Origin of the sequence: Terrimonas rubra (assembly GCF_042686025.1) — a bacterium.
In the GTDB taxonomy this organism is placed as follows: Bacteria; Bacteroidota; Bacteroidia; order Chitinophagales; family Chitinophagaceae; genus Terrimonas; species Terrimonas rubra.
The window spans coordinates 685,266-705,204 of record NZ_JBHUOZ010000003.1; the positions used below are offsets into that span (position 1 = coordinate 685,266).

Annotated in this window: 16 protein-coding genes; 12 read left to right on the plus strand and 4 right to left on the minus strand. The window is 42.6% G+C overall.

The window, feature by feature from the left end; all coding sequences use genetic code 11:
• Window positions 1-27: 27 nt before the first annotated feature.
• Window positions 28-843 carry an RDD family protein gene (locus ACFS6H_RS12310; protein WP_386098966.1) on the minus strand — a complete coding sequence of 272 codons (816 nt, stop codon included), beginning with the start codon at window positions 841-843 and terminating at the stop codon, window positions 28-30.
• Between the two features lie 102 nt (window positions 844-945).
• On the opposite strand from ACFS6H_RS12310, the gene ACFS6H_RS12315 reads away from it, so the two are divergent.
• The 9 genes from ACFS6H_RS12315 (at window position 946) to ACFS6H_RS12355 (ending at window position 13,542) form a co-directional block, all read left to right on the plus strand.
• A complete protein-coding gene (locus ACFS6H_RS12315; protein ID WP_386098969.1) occupies window positions 946-1,923 on the plus strand; it encodes a stage II sporulation protein M in 978 nt (325 codons plus the stop codon).
• Between the two features lie 117 nt (window positions 1,924-2,040).
• Window positions 2,041-2,847, plus strand: coding sequence for a hypothetical protein (locus ACFS6H_RS12320; RefSeq protein ID WP_386098972.1), 807 nt, complete (start codon window positions 2,041-2,043; stop codon window positions 2,845-2,847).
• 5 nt (window positions 2,848-2,852) lie between these two features.
• Window positions 2,853-4,079, plus strand: coding sequence for a DUF4350 domain-containing protein (locus ACFS6H_RS12325; RefSeq protein WP_386098975.1), 1,227 nt, complete (start codon window positions 2,853-2,855; stop codon window positions 4,077-4,079).
• A gap of 222 nt (window positions 4,080-4,301) precedes the next feature.
• Window positions 4,302-5,279: an AAA family ATPase gene (locus ACFS6H_RS12330; RefSeq protein WP_386098978.1), complete on the plus strand. Its 978-nt coding sequence runs from the start codon at window positions 4,302-4,304 to the stop codon at window positions 5,277-5,279.
• A 15-nt stretch (window positions 5,280-5,294) separates the two neighbouring features.
• Entirely contained in the window at window positions 5,295-6,617 is a 1,323-nt protein-coding gene (locus tag ACFS6H_RS12335) for a DUF58 domain-containing protein (protein WP_386098981.1), read from the plus strand.
• A gap of 66 nt (window positions 6,618-6,683) precedes the next feature.
• Window positions 6,684-7,331, plus strand: coding sequence for a class I SAM-dependent methyltransferase (locus ACFS6H_RS12340; protein WP_386098984.1), 648 nt, complete (start codon window positions 6,684-6,686; stop codon window positions 7,329-7,331).
• 321 nt (window positions 7,332-7,652) lie between these two features.
• Entirely contained in the window at window positions 7,653-9,278 is a 1,626-nt protein-coding gene (locus tag ACFS6H_RS12345) for an ABC-F family ATP-binding cassette domain-containing protein (RefSeq protein ID WP_386098987.1), read from the plus strand.
• Between the two features lie 296 nt (window positions 9,279-9,574).
• Window positions 9,575-10,249: an SDR family NAD(P)-dependent oxidoreductase gene (locus ACFS6H_RS12350; RefSeq protein ID WP_386098990.1), complete on the plus strand. Its 675-nt coding sequence runs from the start codon at window positions 9,575-9,577 to the stop codon at window positions 10,247-10,249.
• A gap of 203 nt (window positions 10,250-10,452) precedes the next feature.
• Window positions 10,453-13,542: an AsmA-like C-terminal region-containing protein gene (locus tag ACFS6H_RS12355; RefSeq protein ID WP_386098993.1), complete on the plus strand. Its 3,090-nt coding sequence runs from the start codon at window positions 10,453-10,455 to the stop codon at window positions 13,540-13,542.
• Between the two features lie 58 nt (window positions 13,543-13,600).
• Here ACFS6H_RS12355 and argS read toward each other — a convergent pair whose 3' ends face one another.
• Complete coding sequence (argS, locus tag ACFS6H_RS12360) at window positions 13,601-15,490, minus strand: arginine--tRNA ligase (RefSeq protein ID WP_386098996.1); 1,890 nt, start codon at window positions 15,488-15,490, stop codon at window positions 13,601-13,603.
• 282 nt (window positions 15,491-15,772) lie between these two features.
• Here argS and ACFS6H_RS12365 point away from each other — a divergent pair, with 282 nt between their 5' ends.
• Window positions 15,773-16,318, plus strand: a complete 546-nt coding sequence (locus tag ACFS6H_RS12365) for a GtrA family protein (protein WP_386098999.1) — start codon at window positions 15,773-15,775, stop codon at window positions 16,316-16,318.
• Here the strand turns inward: ACFS6H_RS12365 and ACFS6H_RS12370 are convergent.
• Both ACFS6H_RS12370 and ACFS6H_RS12375 read right to left on the minus strand, forming a co-directional pair.
• Window positions 16,287-17,717: a DUF4403 family protein gene (locus ACFS6H_RS12370; protein ID WP_386099002.1), complete on the minus strand. Its 1,431-nt coding sequence runs from the start codon at window positions 17,715-17,717 to the stop codon at window positions 16,287-16,289. The two genes, ACFS6H_RS12365 and ACFS6H_RS12370, sit on opposite strands and share 32 nt — an antisense overlap.
• A gap of 146 nt (window positions 17,718-17,863) precedes the next feature.
• Window positions 17,864-18,334: a DUF456 domain-containing protein gene (locus ACFS6H_RS12375; protein ID WP_386099005.1), complete on the minus strand. Its 471-nt coding sequence runs from the start codon at window positions 18,332-18,334 to the stop codon at window positions 17,864-17,866.
• Between the two features lie 105 nt (window positions 18,335-18,439).
• On the opposite strand from ACFS6H_RS12375, the gene ACFS6H_RS12380 reads away from it, so the two are divergent.
• Window positions 18,440-18,937, plus strand: a complete 498-nt coding sequence (locus ACFS6H_RS12380; RefSeq protein ID WP_386099008.1) for a hypothetical protein — start codon at window positions 18,440-18,442, stop codon at window positions 18,935-18,937.
• Window positions 18,938-19,080: 143 nt separating this feature from the next.
• A complete protein-coding gene (locus tag ACFS6H_RS12385; protein WP_386099011.1) occupies window positions 19,081-19,848 on the plus strand; it encodes an exonuclease domain-containing protein in 768 nt (255 codons plus the stop codon).
• Window positions 19,849-19,939 lie beyond the last annotated feature (91 nt).

Consider the following 19,939-nt stretch of genomic DNA (forward strand, 5'->3'; position numbering starts at 1 on the left):
GATGATGCCGCTTTACATTCCCGTTTTTTATTTGGTAGATAGGTAGTTGTAATCCTTCAGCAGGGTTTCTAAAAACTCGTAAGCTGTAAGGGTGGTCTGTATCTTTAAATGCGATTTGATCTTTTCCGATGCAGTCATGGCCATTTCATAATCCCGCTTTTTGGTCGATGTATCTAAAATAGTTTTAATAACATTCAGGTCCCGGTCGGTCAGCTGCATCACCATGGGAAACTGCGGTACATAATCATCCGTTACTTCCTGGAAAACCGTTTCCTCGATGGTGGATTTATTGCTGGTGCGGATCACAATGGTATGCGCCAGCATATCGCCAATACGTTGTCCTTTTTTACTTACGGCCACCAGTATGGTGTCGGTAAGCAAAAAGCCAAAACCAAAAATAATGATCAGGGCGGTTTGTGCATCTTCAAAAGAAGGGGCCAGCACCACGAGTATCAGAATAATGACGATCCACATATCGGAAATGCGTAACAGCCAGCGGATCAGGAACTGGCTGATACCGGGCCGGCCGCCGTTTTCATCCACTACTTTCAGGTGCAATACCTTTTTGCCAATGCTTTGCCCGTTGGTGGTAATTTCCAGTATCAGGTGATAAAGTGTAAGTGGTAATAATAATAATAACTCAATGGCCCACATATTATGACCGTCATCCTCGTTAAAATAATTCATGCCGTCAGAAATGGAATTGAGTATTTTAAGCGCTACCAGAATATATAATACTTCGATCACCATATCAATCACCAGTGCAAAAAAACGGCGATGGAACTCCGGGGATTCAAATTCAACATCAATATTAAACGAAGTTGGTATTTTAATAACGCTCATATAGTATCTTAGGCCTGTAAAATACAATTTTATTATATTTTGCAACAACAGTTAGCAGGGATATATAAAAAGTATTATTTTACAACCAGTAAATATTCATTTTTGAGAGAGGCACTGTTTATTAAAAAAAATAGGGACCGCTGGCTAAAGAACCAACACCTGCCATCCGATGACCCGGATGAAATGGCCAAGGATTTTACCCAGCTGGTAGATGACCTGGCTTATGCCAAAACCTTTTACCCTTCGGGTAAGGTAACCGGCTATTTAAATAAACAGGCTTCCAGTATTTACTTAGGTATTTACAAAAACAGGGTGGAGGAAACCAACCGGCTGGTGCGTTTCTGGAAATACGATCTGCCGCTTACTATTGCCCGGCATCATAAAACCATGTTCCTGGCGTTATTTCTTTTTCTTTTATTTTTTGGCCTGGGCTATTTTATTTCCGCCAACGACGAAAGTGTTACCCGTATGGTACTGGGTGATAACTACGTGGACATGACCATTGATAATATTGAAAAAGGCAATCCCTTCGGTGTGTATGAAAAAGGAAATCCTTTTTTAAGCTGGCTGGGTATTATGATCAATAATATTAAAGTATCCTTACTGGCCTATGCTTCGGGCCTGTTTTGTGGTATACCCACCATTTATATTTTAGCCAGCAATAGTTTTATGGTGGGCGTGTTTGACCAGTTATTTGCCTCGCAAGGCCTGGGCCTTGATTTCTGGCTGGTGGTTTTTGTACACGGTACATTAGAAATTACAGCTATCATTATTGCAGCGGGTGCGGGTTTAATATTGGGAAAAAGCTTTTTATTCCCCGGTACCTTAAGCCGTATGGCCGCTTTCAGGCAGGGTGCAAAAGATGGGGTAAAGATCATTGTAGGATTGTTACCAATTTTTATGCTGGCTGCTTTTTTTGAAGGCCTCATCACCCGCCTGTACAACGACCTGTCAATTTTAACCACACTGGTCACCACCTTATCCGTGGTATTTGTGATATGGTATTTTATTATTTACCCTGTTAGGTTATACCGTCGCTTCATCAGGCCGGCTACTACTCAAACAACATTAATACCCTAGCCCTTGCAGTATCATCAACTTTTATTTTGGGCTTTATCCGGGGTGCTATTCGCAGTCCGCTGTATGGTGGCATATAAACACAGGCAGCATACAAAAGCAATACCGTTACTGCGGTCAATGGTGTGTTTACTGTTGCTCATAGGCTGCACCATCAGTTTTGCACAAACAACAGATACTACAAAAACCGATGTACGGATTTCCGAAGTAATAACGGAAGATGAGATCATTGTTAAACCGGTACAAAACCAGGATGAGGAAGATGAAGACGATAAATACAGTAGCATCAATGGTTATTTCCACCCGGTTTATTTTAACGACAGTACTGGTGAAAAACTAACCCAACGGCAGATACAGGCTGGTGTAAAAGATTCTTTTTTACGGCAAAATGATTTCTGGTATGTGAACCACAAGGAAGAAGCAAAAAAATCTTCCGGTGGCGATACTTACCTGGGTAGTATCAGCTGGCTGGGCCCGTTTTTATGGGTGATCATCATTGGTGGTTTTTTAATTTTTATAGCCTGGTGGTATATAAATAACGGGCAGGGCAGTTTGTTCCGGCGTGATCCCAGGGCTTTTGGAAATGAAAGTGAAGCAGAAGACATTCCGGAGGATATTTTTGCCATTAACTATGCGGCTGCTATCAGCAAGGCAATGGCCGCCGGCGATTATCGCCTGGCCGTAAGATTGATGTACCTGCAGGTGCTGGCTAATATGCACCATCGTAATATTATTAAATACAAACAGGATGCGACCAATTTTGATTACCTGATGCAGCTGCACCAAACCGGCTATTACCCGGAATTTTTTAAAGTGACCCGTCATTACGAGTATGCCTGGTATGGTCTGTTCCCGGTTAATAAACAGGCTTTTGATGCTATTAAACAGGATATTGATGCCCTAAACCAAAAGATCAGTTACCGTTGAAAAAAATGATTCCATATTGGCTGCTGGGCATAGTGATCGTTGCTGTTTTTGTACTCGTATTTAAAGACGGCTGCAATAACGGAGCTAATGGCAATAAAACCCTGAACGAAAGGGTTACTTTACGTAAACGCGATAAAATACCTTATGGTACTTACGTGGCCTATAGCCAGCTGGCCAGAATTTTTCCTGCCGCCACAATCAGCACCAATAAAGAAGAACCAGGTTTTTGGGATGAGCTGGATGACCGTAAAGCCAAACAGGCGCTTATTATTGTTGCGCCCTATTTTATGGCCGATGAGTACGAGGTAAAACAACTGATCCGTTTTGCCGAAGCCGGTAATGACCTGTTTATTTCCGCTTTTGAATTCAGTCATTACGCGGAAGATATTTTTAAATGTAAAAACCGTCTTTCGGACAATATCAGTTTTTCAAAAAAAGTAAACCAGGCTACCCTCGTTACGCCGCCTTTTACAGGAAATAACGCGTTTAAATACAATGGCCGTCGTTTCGAAAATCACTTTACGGCCTATGACAGTAATTTTACAACGGTACTGGGGCGGGGTTCCAGCGGCGAGCCCAATTTTATCGGCATAGCTTATGGCAGCGGGTTTATTTACTTACACAGCGCACCACTTACTTTTTCAAATTACTTTTTACTGCAAAACAATAACATGGATTATTACGCTTCCATGTTATCGGTAATACCACCCGGTACAGAAAAAGTAGTATGGGATGAATATTACCTGACAAAAGATGAGCTGAATAACAACAATCGTAACAAGGATGATAAGCCTAATTTCTTAAGTGCCATTATGAAATATCCAGGTATTTCAACGGGGCTCTTGCTGGGCGGTTTACTGTTATTATTGTATGCGTTGCTGGGTATGCGGCGTAAGCAAAGGGCTATCCCGGTAATAGAACGTCCTAAAAATGATTCGCTGGATTTTGTAAAAACCATTGGCCGTTTGTATTACGATAAAGGGAACCATACCAACCTGGCCCATAAAATGGCGGCTTACTTTTTAGAGCATTTACGCAGTAATTATAAACTGGCAACCAACGAGCTGAGTGATGAGTTTGTACAGAAAGTACAGGTGAAAACAGATGTGCCGCATGCCGAAATAGTAAACATTGTTACCACTATTAATAATTTAAGGGCAGGTATGCATATGAGCACAGATGACCTGCAGCGGTTTTACCTGGCGCTGGAGGAGTTTTATAAAAAAGCGTAGGCCAACTGATTTGGTAATTAGGTGATTTGATAATTTGGTAATGAGAGATGATAAACGAGGGATGGCTGTGATGGTTGATGATTAGTGTCTGAGTTCGCCATGGTTCCTATCTCGGTTCGTCATGGTTCGTGTCTCACGAACCAGAGCATAAAAATATTAAAAATAATAAAGCCATGATTCGTGCATACGGATCGTATAATAGGTTTAGGAGGCCTCAATATTATGGAAGAACAAATATTTGAACAACGTACTGACCTGTCTGGGTTAAGTAATGCCGTATTAAATATCCAGGCGGAGATCAAAAAAATAATTGTTGGCCAGGATGAAATGGTGAAGCTGCTGATAGCTGCTTTACTGGCCGACGGTCATGTATTGATAGAGGGTGTTCCCGGTGTGGCCAAAACCATGAGTGCCAAACTGGTGGCCCGTTCGGTGGATGCCCGGTTTTCACGTATACAGTTCACGCCGGACCTGATGCCATCGGATGTGATCGGTACGCCGGTATTTAATCCCCGTGAGTCCAGCTTTGATTTTAAACAGGGCCCGATCTTCAGTAATATAGTACTGGTAGATGAGATAAACAGGGCCCCGGCCAAAACACAATCGGCCCTGCTGGAGGTAATGGAAGAAAAACAGGTGACCGTTGATGGCCGGACCTATAATATGCCGCCGCCGTTTATGGTAATTGCTACCCAAAACCCGGTGGAGCAGGAAGGTACTTATCGTTTACCGGAAGCACAGCTGGACAGGTTTCTATTTAAAGTGGTGGTGCCTTATCCCGATGAAAATGAAGAGCTGGCGATACTGAATAAATTTCACCAGTTGGGTAATACACTTGCCGAAACAGTGATCAATACGGTATTGTCCGGCACACAGATCATCAGTTTGCGGGAACAGATAAAAAAACAACTGATAGAAGAAAAACTGCTGGCCTTTATTGCCAGGCTGGTACACCAGACCCGTAACCATAAATCCATTTACCTGGGCGCTTCGCCCCGTGCTTCACTGGCTATTATGAATGCTTCTAAAGCGCTTGCGGCCATGCAGGGACGTGATTTTGTAACGCCCGACGATATATTACATGTGGCCATACCCGTACTGCGTCACCGTATTATACTTGCCCCCGATAAAGAAATGGAAGGAGTAACAGAAGAGGAAGTAATTAAACAAATTATCAACGGCCTTGACGTACCGCGTTAATCGTTGTTCAAAAATATGCTGCAATCATTTTACATACGTAACAGCTTTTTTATAGTGGCCGCCATTGCGGCAACGCTATATTTTATCAGCTATTTTGTACCGGTATTATACCAGCTGGCAAATATTATTTTGCTGTTGCTGTTACTGGCTGTTGCGCTGGACACATTGCTGTTGTATAGCAAAAAAGGGATCACCGCTCAACGCAAAGTGGCTAACCGCCTGAGTATGGGCGATGATAATAAGATTGAACTGGTTGTTAAAAATAATTATGGCTTTAAAACGGGTATGACCATTATTGACGAAATACCCGTTCAGTTCCAGGTGCGTGACTGGAACGTAAAACTGCAATTGCAGGCAGGTGAGGAGAAAAGCCATGCCTACCTGTTAAAGCCGCTGAGCAGGGGCGAATATGTATTTAACAATATTAACCTGTTTGCAAATGGGGTATTGGGCCTGGTGCAACGGCGCTATGTTTTTAAAGAACAGCAGGTGACCAAAGTGTACCCATCCTACATGCAGATGCGTAAATACCAGTTGCTGGGTGTGAGTAATAAATTACAGGAAGCAGGTGTACGCCGTATGCGCCGCCTGGGACATAGTATGGAGTTTGAGCAGATAAAGGAATATGTACCGGGTGATGATTACCGTACCATTAACTGGAAAGCTACCGGGCGTAAAGGCGATTTGATGGTGAATAATTTTACCGATGAGCGCAGCCAGCAGGTGTACTGTGTTATTAACAAAGGCCGCGTAATGAAGATGCCTTTTGAAGGGTTAACCCTGCTGGACTATGCAATAAATGCTTCACTGGTATTGAGCAGTACGGCTTTGGCCCGGCAGGACAGGGCAGGGCTGATAACTTTTGCTGAAACCTTAGACGCTTTTGTACTGGCCGATAAAAAAACAACCCAGATGAACCTGGTGCTGGAAACACTGTATAAACAGGAAACCCGTTTCCTGGAAGCAGATTTTGAAAAGCTGTACGCTACCATCCGCCACCGGATCACCAACCGCAGTTTACTGGTATTGTTTACCAACTTTGAATCGGTGGAGAGTTTGCAAAGAGAAATGCCCGCTTTAAAAAAAATGGCGCATTATCACCTGCTGGTGGTTGTTTTTTTTGAAAATACGGAACTGAGAAAAGTAATTGACAACAAAGCAGATAATATGGAGGATATTTATATAAAGACCATTGCTGAAAAGTTTTCATTTGAAAAAAAACTGATGGTGAAAGAGTTGCAGCAAAATGGTATTTTATCTATACTCACCACACCGCAAAACCTGACAATAAACACCCTGAATAAATATATTGACCTGAAGACAAGAGGCGCAATATAAATACTGGCATGTTTTTATCTGTAAAACGGTGCTGTTAATAATATAGAACAGTAACCCACAACATTCATGAGATATTACAAAAGCAAACCTGCCGGTTATTACAATAACCCCAGAAAAGAATTACTGAATTTTATACAGGGCGATCCCCGGAAAGTACTGGATGTTGGCTGCGGCGACGGCTCCTTTGCGGTACAGGTGAAACAAAAGTACAATGCCGAAACCTGGGGCATTGAGTATGTGACCGAAGAAGCCGACAAGGCCGGAGAGATACTGGACCGCTCTTTTGCAGGCCCCTGCGAAGAACATATTGCTGCTTTACCCGATGGTTTTTTTGATGTAATTTTTTTTAATGATGTGTTGGAACACCTGGTTGATCCCTACACTGTGCTGGAAGAGATACGAAGTAAACTGGCACCGGGAGGAATAATTATTGCTTCCATACCCAATGTGCGGTACTTTAAAGTACTGTCGGCCTTAATGCTGCAGAAGGACTGGAAGTACGAGGATTATGGGGTAATGGATAAAACACATTTACGTTTTTTTACCAAAAAAAGCATGCAAAGGATGTTCAATGATGCCGGCTATACGTGCAACGAGTTGAAAGGGCTAAGTGCCACCCGTTCCTTAAAGTTTGTATTGTTTACTTTGTGTACGCTTTTTACACAATGGGATGCCCGGTATGGACAGTATGGTATTGTGGCCATGTCTAAATAAAGAACCCCGGTGGTTTATTAGTTTAACGGGTGAGGGATGGCAGCGGCATCCTTTTGCGAAGCAGGGGCAGGTGGAGGGCGCAAAAGATACAGCGTACAGCCCGGCCCGGTTAACATTGTGCCCGGCGAAGCATGAGCCGTAACCGGTGATGCCCGGGACACCCCCTGGCAGATGATAACCGCCTACAAGCCAAAACCTTACCCGATTTGCGTTTTTAGTCGTTATAAACAATAGTTTACCCCTTATTTTGTTGTACCTTTGCGCCTTCTTAATAAGGCCTGCGGGCTTTTTTAAACGGTAAAATAAAAAGCGGAATATATTATGCTAAGTGTTAAAGACCTTAAACTGGCTTACGGTAAAAGGGTATTGTTTGAAGAGGTAAACCTGAATTTTACAAAAGGCAATTGTTACGGAATTATCGGCGCCAACGGTGCGGGTAAAAGTACTTTTGTAAAAATTTTGAGCGGCGATATTGAGCCTAATAAAGGTACTGTTACCGTTTCACCCGGCGAACGTATTGCCGTGTTAAAACAAAACCAGTTTGAGTTTGATGAACATACGGTACTGAATACCGTAATGATGGGGCATAAAAAAATGTGGGATGTAATGCATGCCAAAGATGCTATTTACAATAATCCCGACGCTACGGAAGATGATTATATGAAGGCTGGTGAGATGGAAGCCGAGTTTGGCGAGATGGGTGGTTATACCGCGGAAAGTGATGCGGCAACCCTGATCAGCGGCCTGGGTGTGAAAGAAGAGTATCACCAGAGCCTGATGAAAGATATACCCGCCAACCTGAAAGTGCGTGTATTACTGGCCCAGTCTATTTTTGGTAACCCCGATATTTTATTACTGGATGAGCCTACCAACGGCCTGGATATTGAAACCATCGGCTGGCTGGAGAACTTCCTGGCCGATTATGAGAATATTGTACTGGTAGTGAGCCACGACCGTCACTTTTTAGATGCGGTTTGTACACACGTGGCCGACGTAGACCGCCAGAAGATCAAGATATTTACCGGTAACTACAGTTTCTGGTATCAGTCCTCGCAGTTAATGGCCCGCCAGGTGAACGATAAAAACAAGAAGACCGAGGAGAAGCGCCAGGCCCTTATTGATTTCATTGCCCGCTTTAGCGCCAATGCATCGAAAAGTAAACAGGCTACCAGCCGTAAAAAAGCCCTGGAAAAATTATCTATTGAAGAGATTGAACCCAGCTACCGCAAATATCCCGGCATTATTTTCCAGCCCTTGCGTGAAGTGGGTAACCAGATACTGAACATTGAGAAACTGGGCAAAACAGTAGAGGGCCGTGTGCTGTTCAAGGATGTTACCTTCTCTGTAAACAAGAACGATAAGATCGCTTTTTTAAGCCGTGACCCTTTAGCGGTTACCAGCTTTTTTAATATTGTAAATGGTGAGATAACCGCCGATACCGGTACTTACGAATGGGGTACCACGGTTACCAATGCCTACCTGCCGCAGGAGAACAGCAAGTTTTTTGAAAAACCGCTGAACCTGATGGATTGGTTAAGGCAGTTTGTGCCACCGCATGTTACCGATGTGGATGAGCCGTTTTTAAGAGGCTTTCTGGGTAAAATGTTATTCAGTGGGGATGATGTAATGAAGATGACCAATGTATTGAGCGGTGGCGAGAAAGTGCGTTGTATGTTAAGCCGCATGATGCTGCAAAACCCGAACTGCATTATGCTGGACCAGCCTACTGACCACCTTGACCTGGAAAGCATTCAGAGCTTTAACGAACAATGTACCGAGTATAAAGGCATTGTGCTGTTTACCAGCCATGACCATACATTTGTACAAACCGTGGCCAACCGTATTATTGAGTTAACGCCCAAAGGTATTATTGACCGCTTAATGACCTTTGATGAGTACCTGGAAGACGAGCGTGTAAAGGTGCTGAGAGAGGAGATGTACAGTTAACAGTAAGAAAATGATAAAAATATGGCCGTAAATAAGTTTTTATTTATCTTAGCTTTACAGTCATCATTACTACCATACTGGACCAGCATCCTACCTTTCGCCTGTTAATCTGCCGGGAAAGACTCATTATCCGGGCCGGCAGTATGTCAGTTAACTGATATTCGGGCTGAAGCCAAAAAAGATTATACCAGATCCCGCTGTAAGTATTTGCAGCGGGATTTTTATGCTTTCCGCTTTAAGCATTCAGCTTTCCGCTTTCCACCTTTTTCGTAATTTCAATACCTTAAACACATTATATGCAATCAGTAATAGTAACAGGCACTTCGGGTAACTTAGGTAAGGCAGTGGCACAGAAATTCTTTTCCGAAAAATACCATGTATTTGGTACGGTACATAAGGGCGATGTTTTTGCTGTGGCGAAGGGTGGTGTAATATGGGAGGATATAACGGTTGACCTTACGGATGATGCAGCGGCAAAGGCGTTTACTGAAACGGCAATACGGAAAAATAAAGATATAAAAGCCGCTGTACTTACTGTAGGAGGCTTTGCTATGGGTAATATAGAAAAAACAACCGCTGCCGGCATAGAAAAAATGGTGCAATTAAATTTTTATACGGCTTTTCATATTGCCCGGCCGGTATGGCAGCATATGATGCAACGGGGTACGGGGCGTATATACCTGGTCGGATCCTTACCGGGGGAGGATACGCATAAGGCCAAAGCTATGGTGGCTTACGGCCTGTCAAAATCTTTACTGTTCCACCTGGCAGATGTGCTGAATGCTTCTAATGAGAATAAGGATGTGATTGCCAAAGTGGTGGTACCCAATATTATCAATACACCCGAGAATAAAAAAGGAATGCCGGATGCGGATACATCGGGCTGGACCGAACCTGCCGCCATTGCCGATATTATTTATGCCGATTGTATCAATGCTGTTGATAATGGAAAGCGAAAATTGTATGTATAGCCTCAGCAGGTAATACTATACCGTTGCAGGGCGTACTACTAACTTGTTAAATAAGCCAGGATGCTTGACATTCTGGCTTTATATTTGCAATTTTGTACATAACGCTCTGTATATGCGGCTTTTGCCCGCCTGAACCACCAATAATATTACCGGTATTTTTTATGGGTAATATTCCTGTTAATCATAAAAATCACTTTGTTATAATGAAGAAACGGTTAAAAAAAATACTAAAGATATCAGGCATTAGTTTGCTGGTATTATTGGCTTTGGCGTTTATTATTCCGATTGTTTTTAAAAAACAAATTACCAACCTGGTAAAAAAGGAGATCAATAAAGCTTTAACGGCAAAAGTTGATTTTAAGGACGCCAGTCTTTCTTTATTCCGGCATTTTCCCCGGGTGGCCATCAGCGTGAGTGATATCAGTATTGTAGGTAATCAAACTTTTACCGGTGATACTTTACTCTCGGCCAGGTCCATAGATGTGTCGGCCAACCTGATCAGCATTATCAAAGGTGAGGATATAAAAGTAGGGGGTGTATATATTGAGTCGCCGCGCATTTTTGCAAAAGTAAATAAGGACGGCCAGCCTAACTGGGATATTGTACGCAGTGATGGCGACACCACCAACCTGGACCCTGCAGATACAACAACATCTCCTTTCTCTCTGCATTTAAAAGAATATGCCATCAGCGACGGGTATATTACATACGCCGATGATGTAAGCGGCATGTATGCTGAAATAGCAGGCCTGAACCATAAAGGAAGCGGCGATTTTAACCAGGATGCATTTACCCTGTTTACAGATACCAAAACCGATGCGGTGAATTTTACGTATGCGGGTGTGCCTTACCTGGTAAACACCAAAACCAGCATTGATGCGGATATTGCCATTGAAAGCAGTAATAATAAATACAGTTTTAAGACGGATGATATTGCTTTAAATAACCTCAAGCTCTCTGCAGGTGGGTTTATACAGCTGGTGAACGACAGCACTTATAACATGGATATTAACTTTAAAACACCCTCCAACGAGTTTAAAGATATATTGTCGCTGATACCGGCTATTTATAAAACCGATTTTGATAAAATAAAGACGGATGGTAAGGCCGCGTTTGAAGGCTTTGCAAAAGGTACTTACAGCCCCGCACAACTACCGGCCTATGATGTAAAGCTGCAGGTAACTGATGGTTCCTTTCAATATCCTGACCTGCCCAAGCCCGTAAAAAATATCCAGATCGCTTTACACGCCAGTAACCCTGATGGCCGGCCGGATAATACGGTAATTGATCTTTCCAAAGGACACCTGGAGATGGATAATACACCTTTTGATTTCAGGTTTTTACTAAAACAACCAGAGACGGTACAGTATATTGATGCGGCAGCAAAAGGCAACCTGGACCTGGCACAACTGAGCCAGTTTATAAAACTGGAGGGTAATACCAAACTATCCGGTAAAGTGAATGCCGATATTTTTGCCAAAGGGGCGATGAAGGCTTTAACTACACAGAGCGGCAATTTTACGGCAGGTGGTTTTTTGGATGTAGTTAATCTTTTTTACAGTTCCGGTGATTTTCCGCAGCCCATCAGTAATGGTAATATGAAAATACAGGTAAACAATACCGGTGGGGTAGCAGACAATACTGCGGTTGATATAACAAATGGTCATATACAGGTGGGCCAGGATCCTATACAGTTTAACCTGCAGGTAAACCAGCCTATGTCGGTGTTGAACTTTAAGGGCAATGCCAAAGGACGTTTTACGTTGGATAATGTAAAACAATTTGTGAGCTTTGAACCAGGTACCAGCTTAAGCGGTTTGTTAAATGCCGATGTACAATTTGCAGGTAACAAAACGGCAATTGATAAAGGCGAATATGATAAAATTAACCTGGGTGGTACTGCATCTTTACAAAATGTAAACTATACCGCACCTGATTATCCTACGGGTATTAAAATACCGGTGATGAATGCCAGCTTTAATCCGCAAAATGTAAATATATCACAGCTAACGGCACAGTACCTTGGCTCAAACTTTAATGCCAGCGCCCTGATCCATAATTTAATTGGGTATGCATTAAAAGATGAGCCTTTGAAAGGCACAGCACAGGTGAACGTGGATAAAATGAACTTAAACCAATGGATGGGTGATGAAACACCAGCAACGGCCAAGGAGGAAACGAACACTACTGGTGGTGGCAGCACTGCTTTTGTGGTACCGGGTAATTTAAACCTGGCCCTGCAGGCCAAAGTAGGGGAGGTGAACTATGATAAAGTGTCGTATAAAAATGTAAATGGGCAGGTAAGTATTGCCGACCAGACCATTCGTTTACAACAGCTGCGAACCGAAGCATTGGATGGTGTGGTAACGGTTAATGGTTCCTATTCCACCAAAACAGATAAAAAAGAGCCGGATATTGCCATCAGCTATGATGTGAAGGATGTGGATATTCAAAAAACATTCTTTGCTTTTAACACGGTACAGAAATTAATGCCCATTGGTCAGTTCCTGGCAGGCAAGTTGAACTCCCAGTTAAGTATGACCGGTAACCTGACCAGTGGTATGATGCCCGACCTGAGCAGCCTTACGGGTAACGGTAACCTGTTATTGCTGGAAGGCGCTTTACGGAAATTTGCACCGCTGGAAAAACTGGCGAACACTTTACAGATTAAAGAACTGCAATCTATAACCCTGAAGGATATTAAGAATACTTTTGAATTTGATCATGGCAAAGTATTTATTAAACCATTTACCGTGAAGGTGCAGGATATAGAAATGCAGATCGGTGGTATGCATGGTATTGACCAGACCATTGATTATATTATTGCCCTAAAAGTACCCCGTAAATATATTGGTAAGGATGCCAATAACCTGGTAAATGGTTTGATCTCACAGGCGGTGAAAAAAGGCATACCACTGAATAACAGTGAGATCATTAACCTGAATGTAAAAATGGGCGGCAGTCTGACAAACCCTACTATTAAAACAGATTTAAAAGAGGTTGCCGGTGACGCTATTGCCGATATGAAGGAGCAGGCTACAGAGTTTGCACAGGCAAAAGTTGATAGTGCAAAAGCGACTATCCGCGATTCGGTGAATGCCATTAAAAACCAGGTGATAAAGGATGTGAAGGATGAAGCTATTAAACAGATACTGGGTAATAAGGATACGGTAAAAAGTGGCGGGGTGAACGATACCAAAAAAGCGGCTGAGAAAACAATTAAAAATACCCTGGATAAATTACTGAATAAAAAGAAAAAGACCGAGCCGGCTGACACAGTGAAAAAAGAGTAATATTAATAAAGCCCCTTGATAGCAAGGGGCTTCGTTTTTTAATCATATCTGTTAACAGTTACATTCTTTCGGGAACCCTGATGCCTAATAACTGCATGGTGCTGGCAATTACACCGGCTGTTAATTGACTTATTTGTAAACGCAGGTGTTTCTTTTCTTCCGACTCTGCATTCAAAATAGATAACTCGGCATATAAAGTATTGAATGCTTTGGCTATTTCAAAAGCATACATGGCCAGTAATGAAGGGTTGTGTTCCTGGGCTGCCTGCAGGGTAATGGTATCATATTGCTCTAATAACACTACCAATGCTTTCTCTTTAGGTAAAAGGCTGGTACTGTCTTTTGTTATATTGGCATCGGCAAACTCCTTACGTAACATGGATTTGATACGGGCATGTGTGTATTGAACAAACGGCCCGGTAAATCCATGGAACTCGATGCTTTCCTCGGGATTAAAGATCATTTTCTTTTTGGGATCAACCCTTAACAGGAAGAATTTTAAAGCGCCTAAGCCGATGGTTTCATATAGCTCGTGCAACTCCGCTTCGGAAAAATCTTTTACCTTACCCAGCTCTTCGGTTTTAGTTTTGGCTACCAGGTTCATCTCGTCCATAATATCATCGGCATCTACTACTGTACCCTCCCGGCTTTTCATACGGCCGCTGGGTAATTCCACCATGCCATAACTCAGGTGAAAGATTCCGTCGGCATAAGGCTTACCTAATTTCTGCAGGATGAGTTTCAATACCTTCATGTGATAATTCTGCTCATCAGCAATTACATAACTGCTCTCGTCGTATTTAAAATCATCATATTTTTCCTGTGCCAGTCCCAGGTCCTGCGTAATATAAACGGAAGTGCCGTTGCCTCTTAATAATAATTTTTCATCCAGTCCATCAGGGGTCAGATCCACCCAGGTACTATTGTCTTCTTTTTTATAAAAAATACCCTGTTCCAGGCCTGCTTCCACAAATTTTTTACCGGGTAAATAAGTCTCGCTTTCATAATAGGTTTTGGCAAAGTCAGCGCCGATACGGCTATAGGTTGCGTCAAAACCTTCGTATACCCAGCCATTCATTTTTTTCCAGAGTGCGAGCACGGTTTCATCCCCTGCTTCCCATTGCTGTAACATGGCTTTTGCTTCCTGCATAATAGGGGTCTGGTTACGGGCAATTTCTTTTATATCATCTTTTATCTTGCTTTGCTTTTCTTCGTCTGTTGCTTTCGATAAAGCCGTTGTGAGTTTCTGTAACTGGGTGGTGGTGGCTTCATCATAACCACTGATATTGCCGCCTATGATCTTATCAATGATTGGCTGCGCCTCCGCTTTTAATTCATTTTCAAATAATACATAATAGTGACCCACAAAATGGTCGCCTTTCATATTAGTTGATTCAGGAGTAGCCCCGTTAGCCAGCTTTTGCCAGGCCAGCATGGATTTACAGATATGGATGCCCCTGTCGTTCACAATACAGGTCTTTACCACATCGTGACCACAATGTTGTAAGATTTCGGCCATACTCCAGCCCAGGAATATATTTCTTAAATGTCCTAAATGCAGGGGTTTATTGGTATTGGGTGATGCATACTCCAATACTATTTTTTTGGCCTTTGCCTGGGGAATGGTAAAAGTGGTTTTCGCAAAATTATGCTGCAAATAACCGATCCAGTAAACATCGGTCACTACCAGGTTTAAAAAACCTTTGATCACATTGTAGCTGCTGTAAAATTCGGGGAATTGCTGCACCATATTTTGTCCCAGCGCCTCACCGATCTGCTCCGGAGATTTACGCAGTTGTTTGACAAAAGAGAACAATACCAGGGTATAATCGCCGTCAAATTCAGGCTTGGTACTGTTAACGGTAAGCAGTTCGTAACCCACTTCCTGTTCAAAAACATTCTTTATAGCTTGCTGCGCATGTTCTTTTATCTGGTCTACAATGTTCATCCTTAACTAATTTGCGCAAAAATACGGAAACGGATTTTAACCCTGCAGGCCTAACCCTGTTAAGTTGCATGGCAAGCCGGCGGTTTTTTGATTGTCAGCCATAGTGCTTAGTTCATGGCTCCTTGCGCAGGCCGCTGCAGTATAGTTGCAGGGTGTACACTTCAACGACAGGAATACAGCCGGGCAAAGACCGTTGACGGGTTCGCTCACCCGGTACATTCAATTATTTTTGCGTAAAATATATTAAATAACAGCTTTGTTACATTATTTTTGAAGCTATACATGAAACAGCTGATACATAGCACCCGCAATTTTATTATTCCCGTAATTGATTTTTTTTACCCGCCTTTTAAAAAGATCATGAACCTGCAGACCTTCCGGTATGCGGCTGCCGGCGGGGGAAATGCATTACTGGGTTTTATTATTTATGCGGTCAGCTACAAATATATTTTACATGAGCAGGACCTTGACCTGGGTTTCATCGCTTTTAAAGCACACGTGGCAGCCCTGTTCTTCAGTTTTTGTATTTGTTTCCCTATTGGATTTTTTATGGCCCGGTACGTGGTGTTTTCCGACTCCAATGTGCGTTGGGGCGTGCAGATGATCAGGTATTTAATGGTATGGATATTTAACCTCTTTCTCAACTATATTTTACTCAAAGTACTGGTTGAGCAGTTACATGTGTATGCCATCTTTGCCCAGGTTTTTACAACCGGAGTAGTAATTGTAGTGAGTTACCTGGCACAGCGTAATTTTTCTTTTAAAGTAACCAATCCTATTGCGGAGGATAAGGATATTACATCGCAAAATCAATCGACTCCACTTTAACGGCAAGTTCGCCATTACAGTTGGCACGTACCACCAGTTGTTTACTCATGGGGTAAATAGCAATGAGTTCCACCTGGTTTATTTTTCCTTCGGTGCGTACACCCTTTACCCATTCCTGGTTGAGTTGTGCATCAATGGTTTGTTTGGACGAGTCGATCAGCGCACCCAGGTCATATCGTGCAAACTTGCTTATTTCGCTGGTAATACGTTTGTTGAACAGCCAATCGGCTCCTTTTAATAAAGCATCTCTTGTTTTAATATCAAAATCAATATCGGCGATCTCCAGCTTACGGGTGGCTTTATCATATACCGGCGTACCTTTCATATAAATAGTGCCTTTATCGGTGCCGGAGAATTTTACTTCCAGTAATAATTTTTCCTTATCAGTGCCGATTACTTTACAGCTATTAAAAACAAAACGTTTTTTAATGATACCTTTTTTAAATGCAAACTCCTGGCCCTTGATCTGTTCGCTCAGGATATTGCTTAAAGAGTCATAATCAAGAATGGCATCTGTGTAGATATTAAATCCTTTGTGATCGGTGAACTTGGCAATATTAGGTACCCATGAAGTTTTATCCTTTGGTTTTTCTAACTGTACTACCGGCCTTGCAGAGAGGCCTAAATTAATATGCAGCGAATCGCCTTTTACGAATAAAGAGTTCACTCTTATTTTTTCGGGGTTAACCTGCAGCCATCCCATACCGTACACTCCCACAGGTTTGTTTAATAAATCCCATACCTGCTGAAACTGTGGTTTGAGATCAATGGTGCCAAAATTCTTATCCAGTTCGGCTTTAGCAGCATCCAGTTCGGCAATCAAGCCACTCAACACCTGCTGCGTAATATCCTGGCCCCAGAAACAAACCTCGCATTTGTCCAGTGGCCGGGGAGCATCGCGGTTGATGGTCAGTTTTACTTTATAATCGGGGTAAAGGGTAAAATAATTGGTAAAGGAAACATTCACTTTTCTTTCCGGTTCATCAAAACCGCATTTACAGGCGGGTGTCCATGGCGATACTGCTGTGCCGCTGATACAGGCACGGGTAGAGCCGATGATTTTATAATAACCGGTAAACCAAAGATTGAGCATATTGTCCTTACCGCTTAACTGTAAATAACTTCGCCGGAAACTGTATTTGTACCGGGTATCGCAACCGGCCTGTACCCAGTCATTAGGATAATTAGGTGAGGTAAAAACAAGGTCCACATTCTTTTCAGCCATGGCATAAACCGGCTTCAGGCTTACCTGTATTGGAATATCAATTTCTGACAGGGGTAAACTATCCAGGTTGTAGACATTAACGGTCTGTTGTGGCTTTTCGGCTTCAATGGTTTGCCCAAAACTGCCCATAGCCGTACCAAACAGGAATAAAAGAAACAGGACTGCGTACTTCATAGTTCGATAATAGAAAACGGATATGTTTTCGCAGCGCTAAAATAAGTAAAGCTTTGATAAGTAAATGTGAAATCAGCATTCAGCGTTCAGCGATCAGAATTCTAAATTCTCAAATCTGAAATCTGAAATCCTAAATCCTACATTCCTCAAATTGTTTTAATAAGATAATACAGCATTAAAAAACAAAGGATCAATTTAAGCAATGATCCGAACAGGAAACCCACAAAGGAACCCCAGGCCGCTTTTAATGATTGGTTAGTGCTTTGGCCGGCAATACTTTCACCTATAAAAGCACCGATAAAAGGTCCGGCGATCACGCCGATCGGCCCCATCCAGAAAGCAAGTAAAAAGCCCAGGGTGCAACCCCATACGCCGTATTTGGTGCCACCGTATTTTTTGGTGCCCCAGATAGGGATCATATAATCCAGTACGAGTGATACGATAATAACAGCAGCCCATATCCATAAGAATTCGCTGCTGAAAGGGTCAGGACTTCTGAACTGCTGAATAAGCAGGCCAACATAGGCAATTGGCGGGCCGGGTAATAAGGGCAGTATACTGCCGGCAATACCGGTGATGATTAATACAATGCCTAAAATGATCCATACCCATTCCATACAATAAATGTATAACAGTTTTTAGAAATGAAACAAAATACCCTGCTAAGGGTAGTGTGCAGGGGTGGGCCGGATATTATGTTTGGGCTATCAAAAAACCAAAGTATGAAAAAAATTAACCTGTTATTACCTGTTGTGGCTTGTATTTGTCTTTTATCGGTCTTTACGGCCTGTTCTAAATCGGGTGTGGATGGCGGACTGTCCAAAGGACAGTGTGAAATAACGGCTACCTACAGCGGGGCGGCCAGCGGTGATTTTAAATCATCCCTCACCTTGAGCACCTCGGTAAAAGTAGACCCGTTGATCGTATTAACAACCGCATCGGTTAAACTGCCGCCGCAAACCTGCCAGCTATCTATTCCTGCTATCATTACAAAGGGAGTACATACTCAATCAGGCGGAACGGTAAATGGTATTACGATCCTGTTCAGTGATGGGACGAACGGTTACGCAATAGGTGGAGATGGCGCCACGGGTTTTTCGGTAACCATCGATGAAATAAATGATGGGGAGATAAGAGGCAGTTTCAGCGGGCAATTAGGCAACGATTCAAAGAAAACAAAAATAACGATCAGTAACGGCCGTTTTTCGGCTAAATATTAAGTGAGGGAAAGAAAAGTGGTAAAGCAGGCCCCGGGCCTGCTTTTTACGTTTGGTATAGCAGGAGTTAAGGGCAGAGTATTGTTTCGTAGTTTTTATGATATCCCCTATCTTTACCCCTTTCAAAAAAACGCAAACCTAATAGCATGTTGCATTTAACAAAACCGCTTGCTTTCATTGATTTAGAGACCACGGGTATCAACCTGGGTACGGACAGGATATTGGAGATAGCTATTGTGAAAATTTTACCCGACGGAACAAAGACGGTAAAACGTAAACTGATCAATCCGGAGATGCCCATTCCTAAAAGCTCATCCGATATTCATGGTATTACGGATGAGATGGTGAAAGATGCGCCTACCTTTAAACAGGTAGCACAGGAACTGAAGCAAATGCTGGACGGCTGCGATTTAGGGGGTTATAATTCGAACCGTTTTGATATTCCTTTGTTAAATGAAGAATTCCTGCGTGCAGGTGTGGTTTTTGAGATGAAAGGCCGTAAGATGGTTGACGTACAGAATATTTTTCATAAGATGGAACAACGTACCTTGAGTGCGGCCTATAAATTTTATTGCAATAGAACCCTTGAGAATGCCCATAGCGCGGAAGCAGATGCAACAGCTACCTACGAAATATTATTGGCGCAACTGGACAGGTATCCTGAATTAGGACGGACCCTGGAAACCATCAATAAAACCATAGGAGAGGAGGTAATTGTAGACTTTGCCCGCCGGTTTGTGATGGAAAACGGGGTGGAGATATTTAATTTCGGAAAATACAAGGGTAAATCCGTAGCCGAGGTGCTTACTGCTGAACCTCAATACTATGACTGGATGATGCGTGGCGATTTTCCGCAAAATACCAAACAGAAGTTGACCGAAATTTTCACCAGAATTAAACTGAAGAAAGGATAATTTTTTATTTTTATAAATAGTAAGGTTAAGGAGATATAGAAAATTAACAATATCAACCTCTTTATTCAAGTATTTTTGTAACAGATATCGA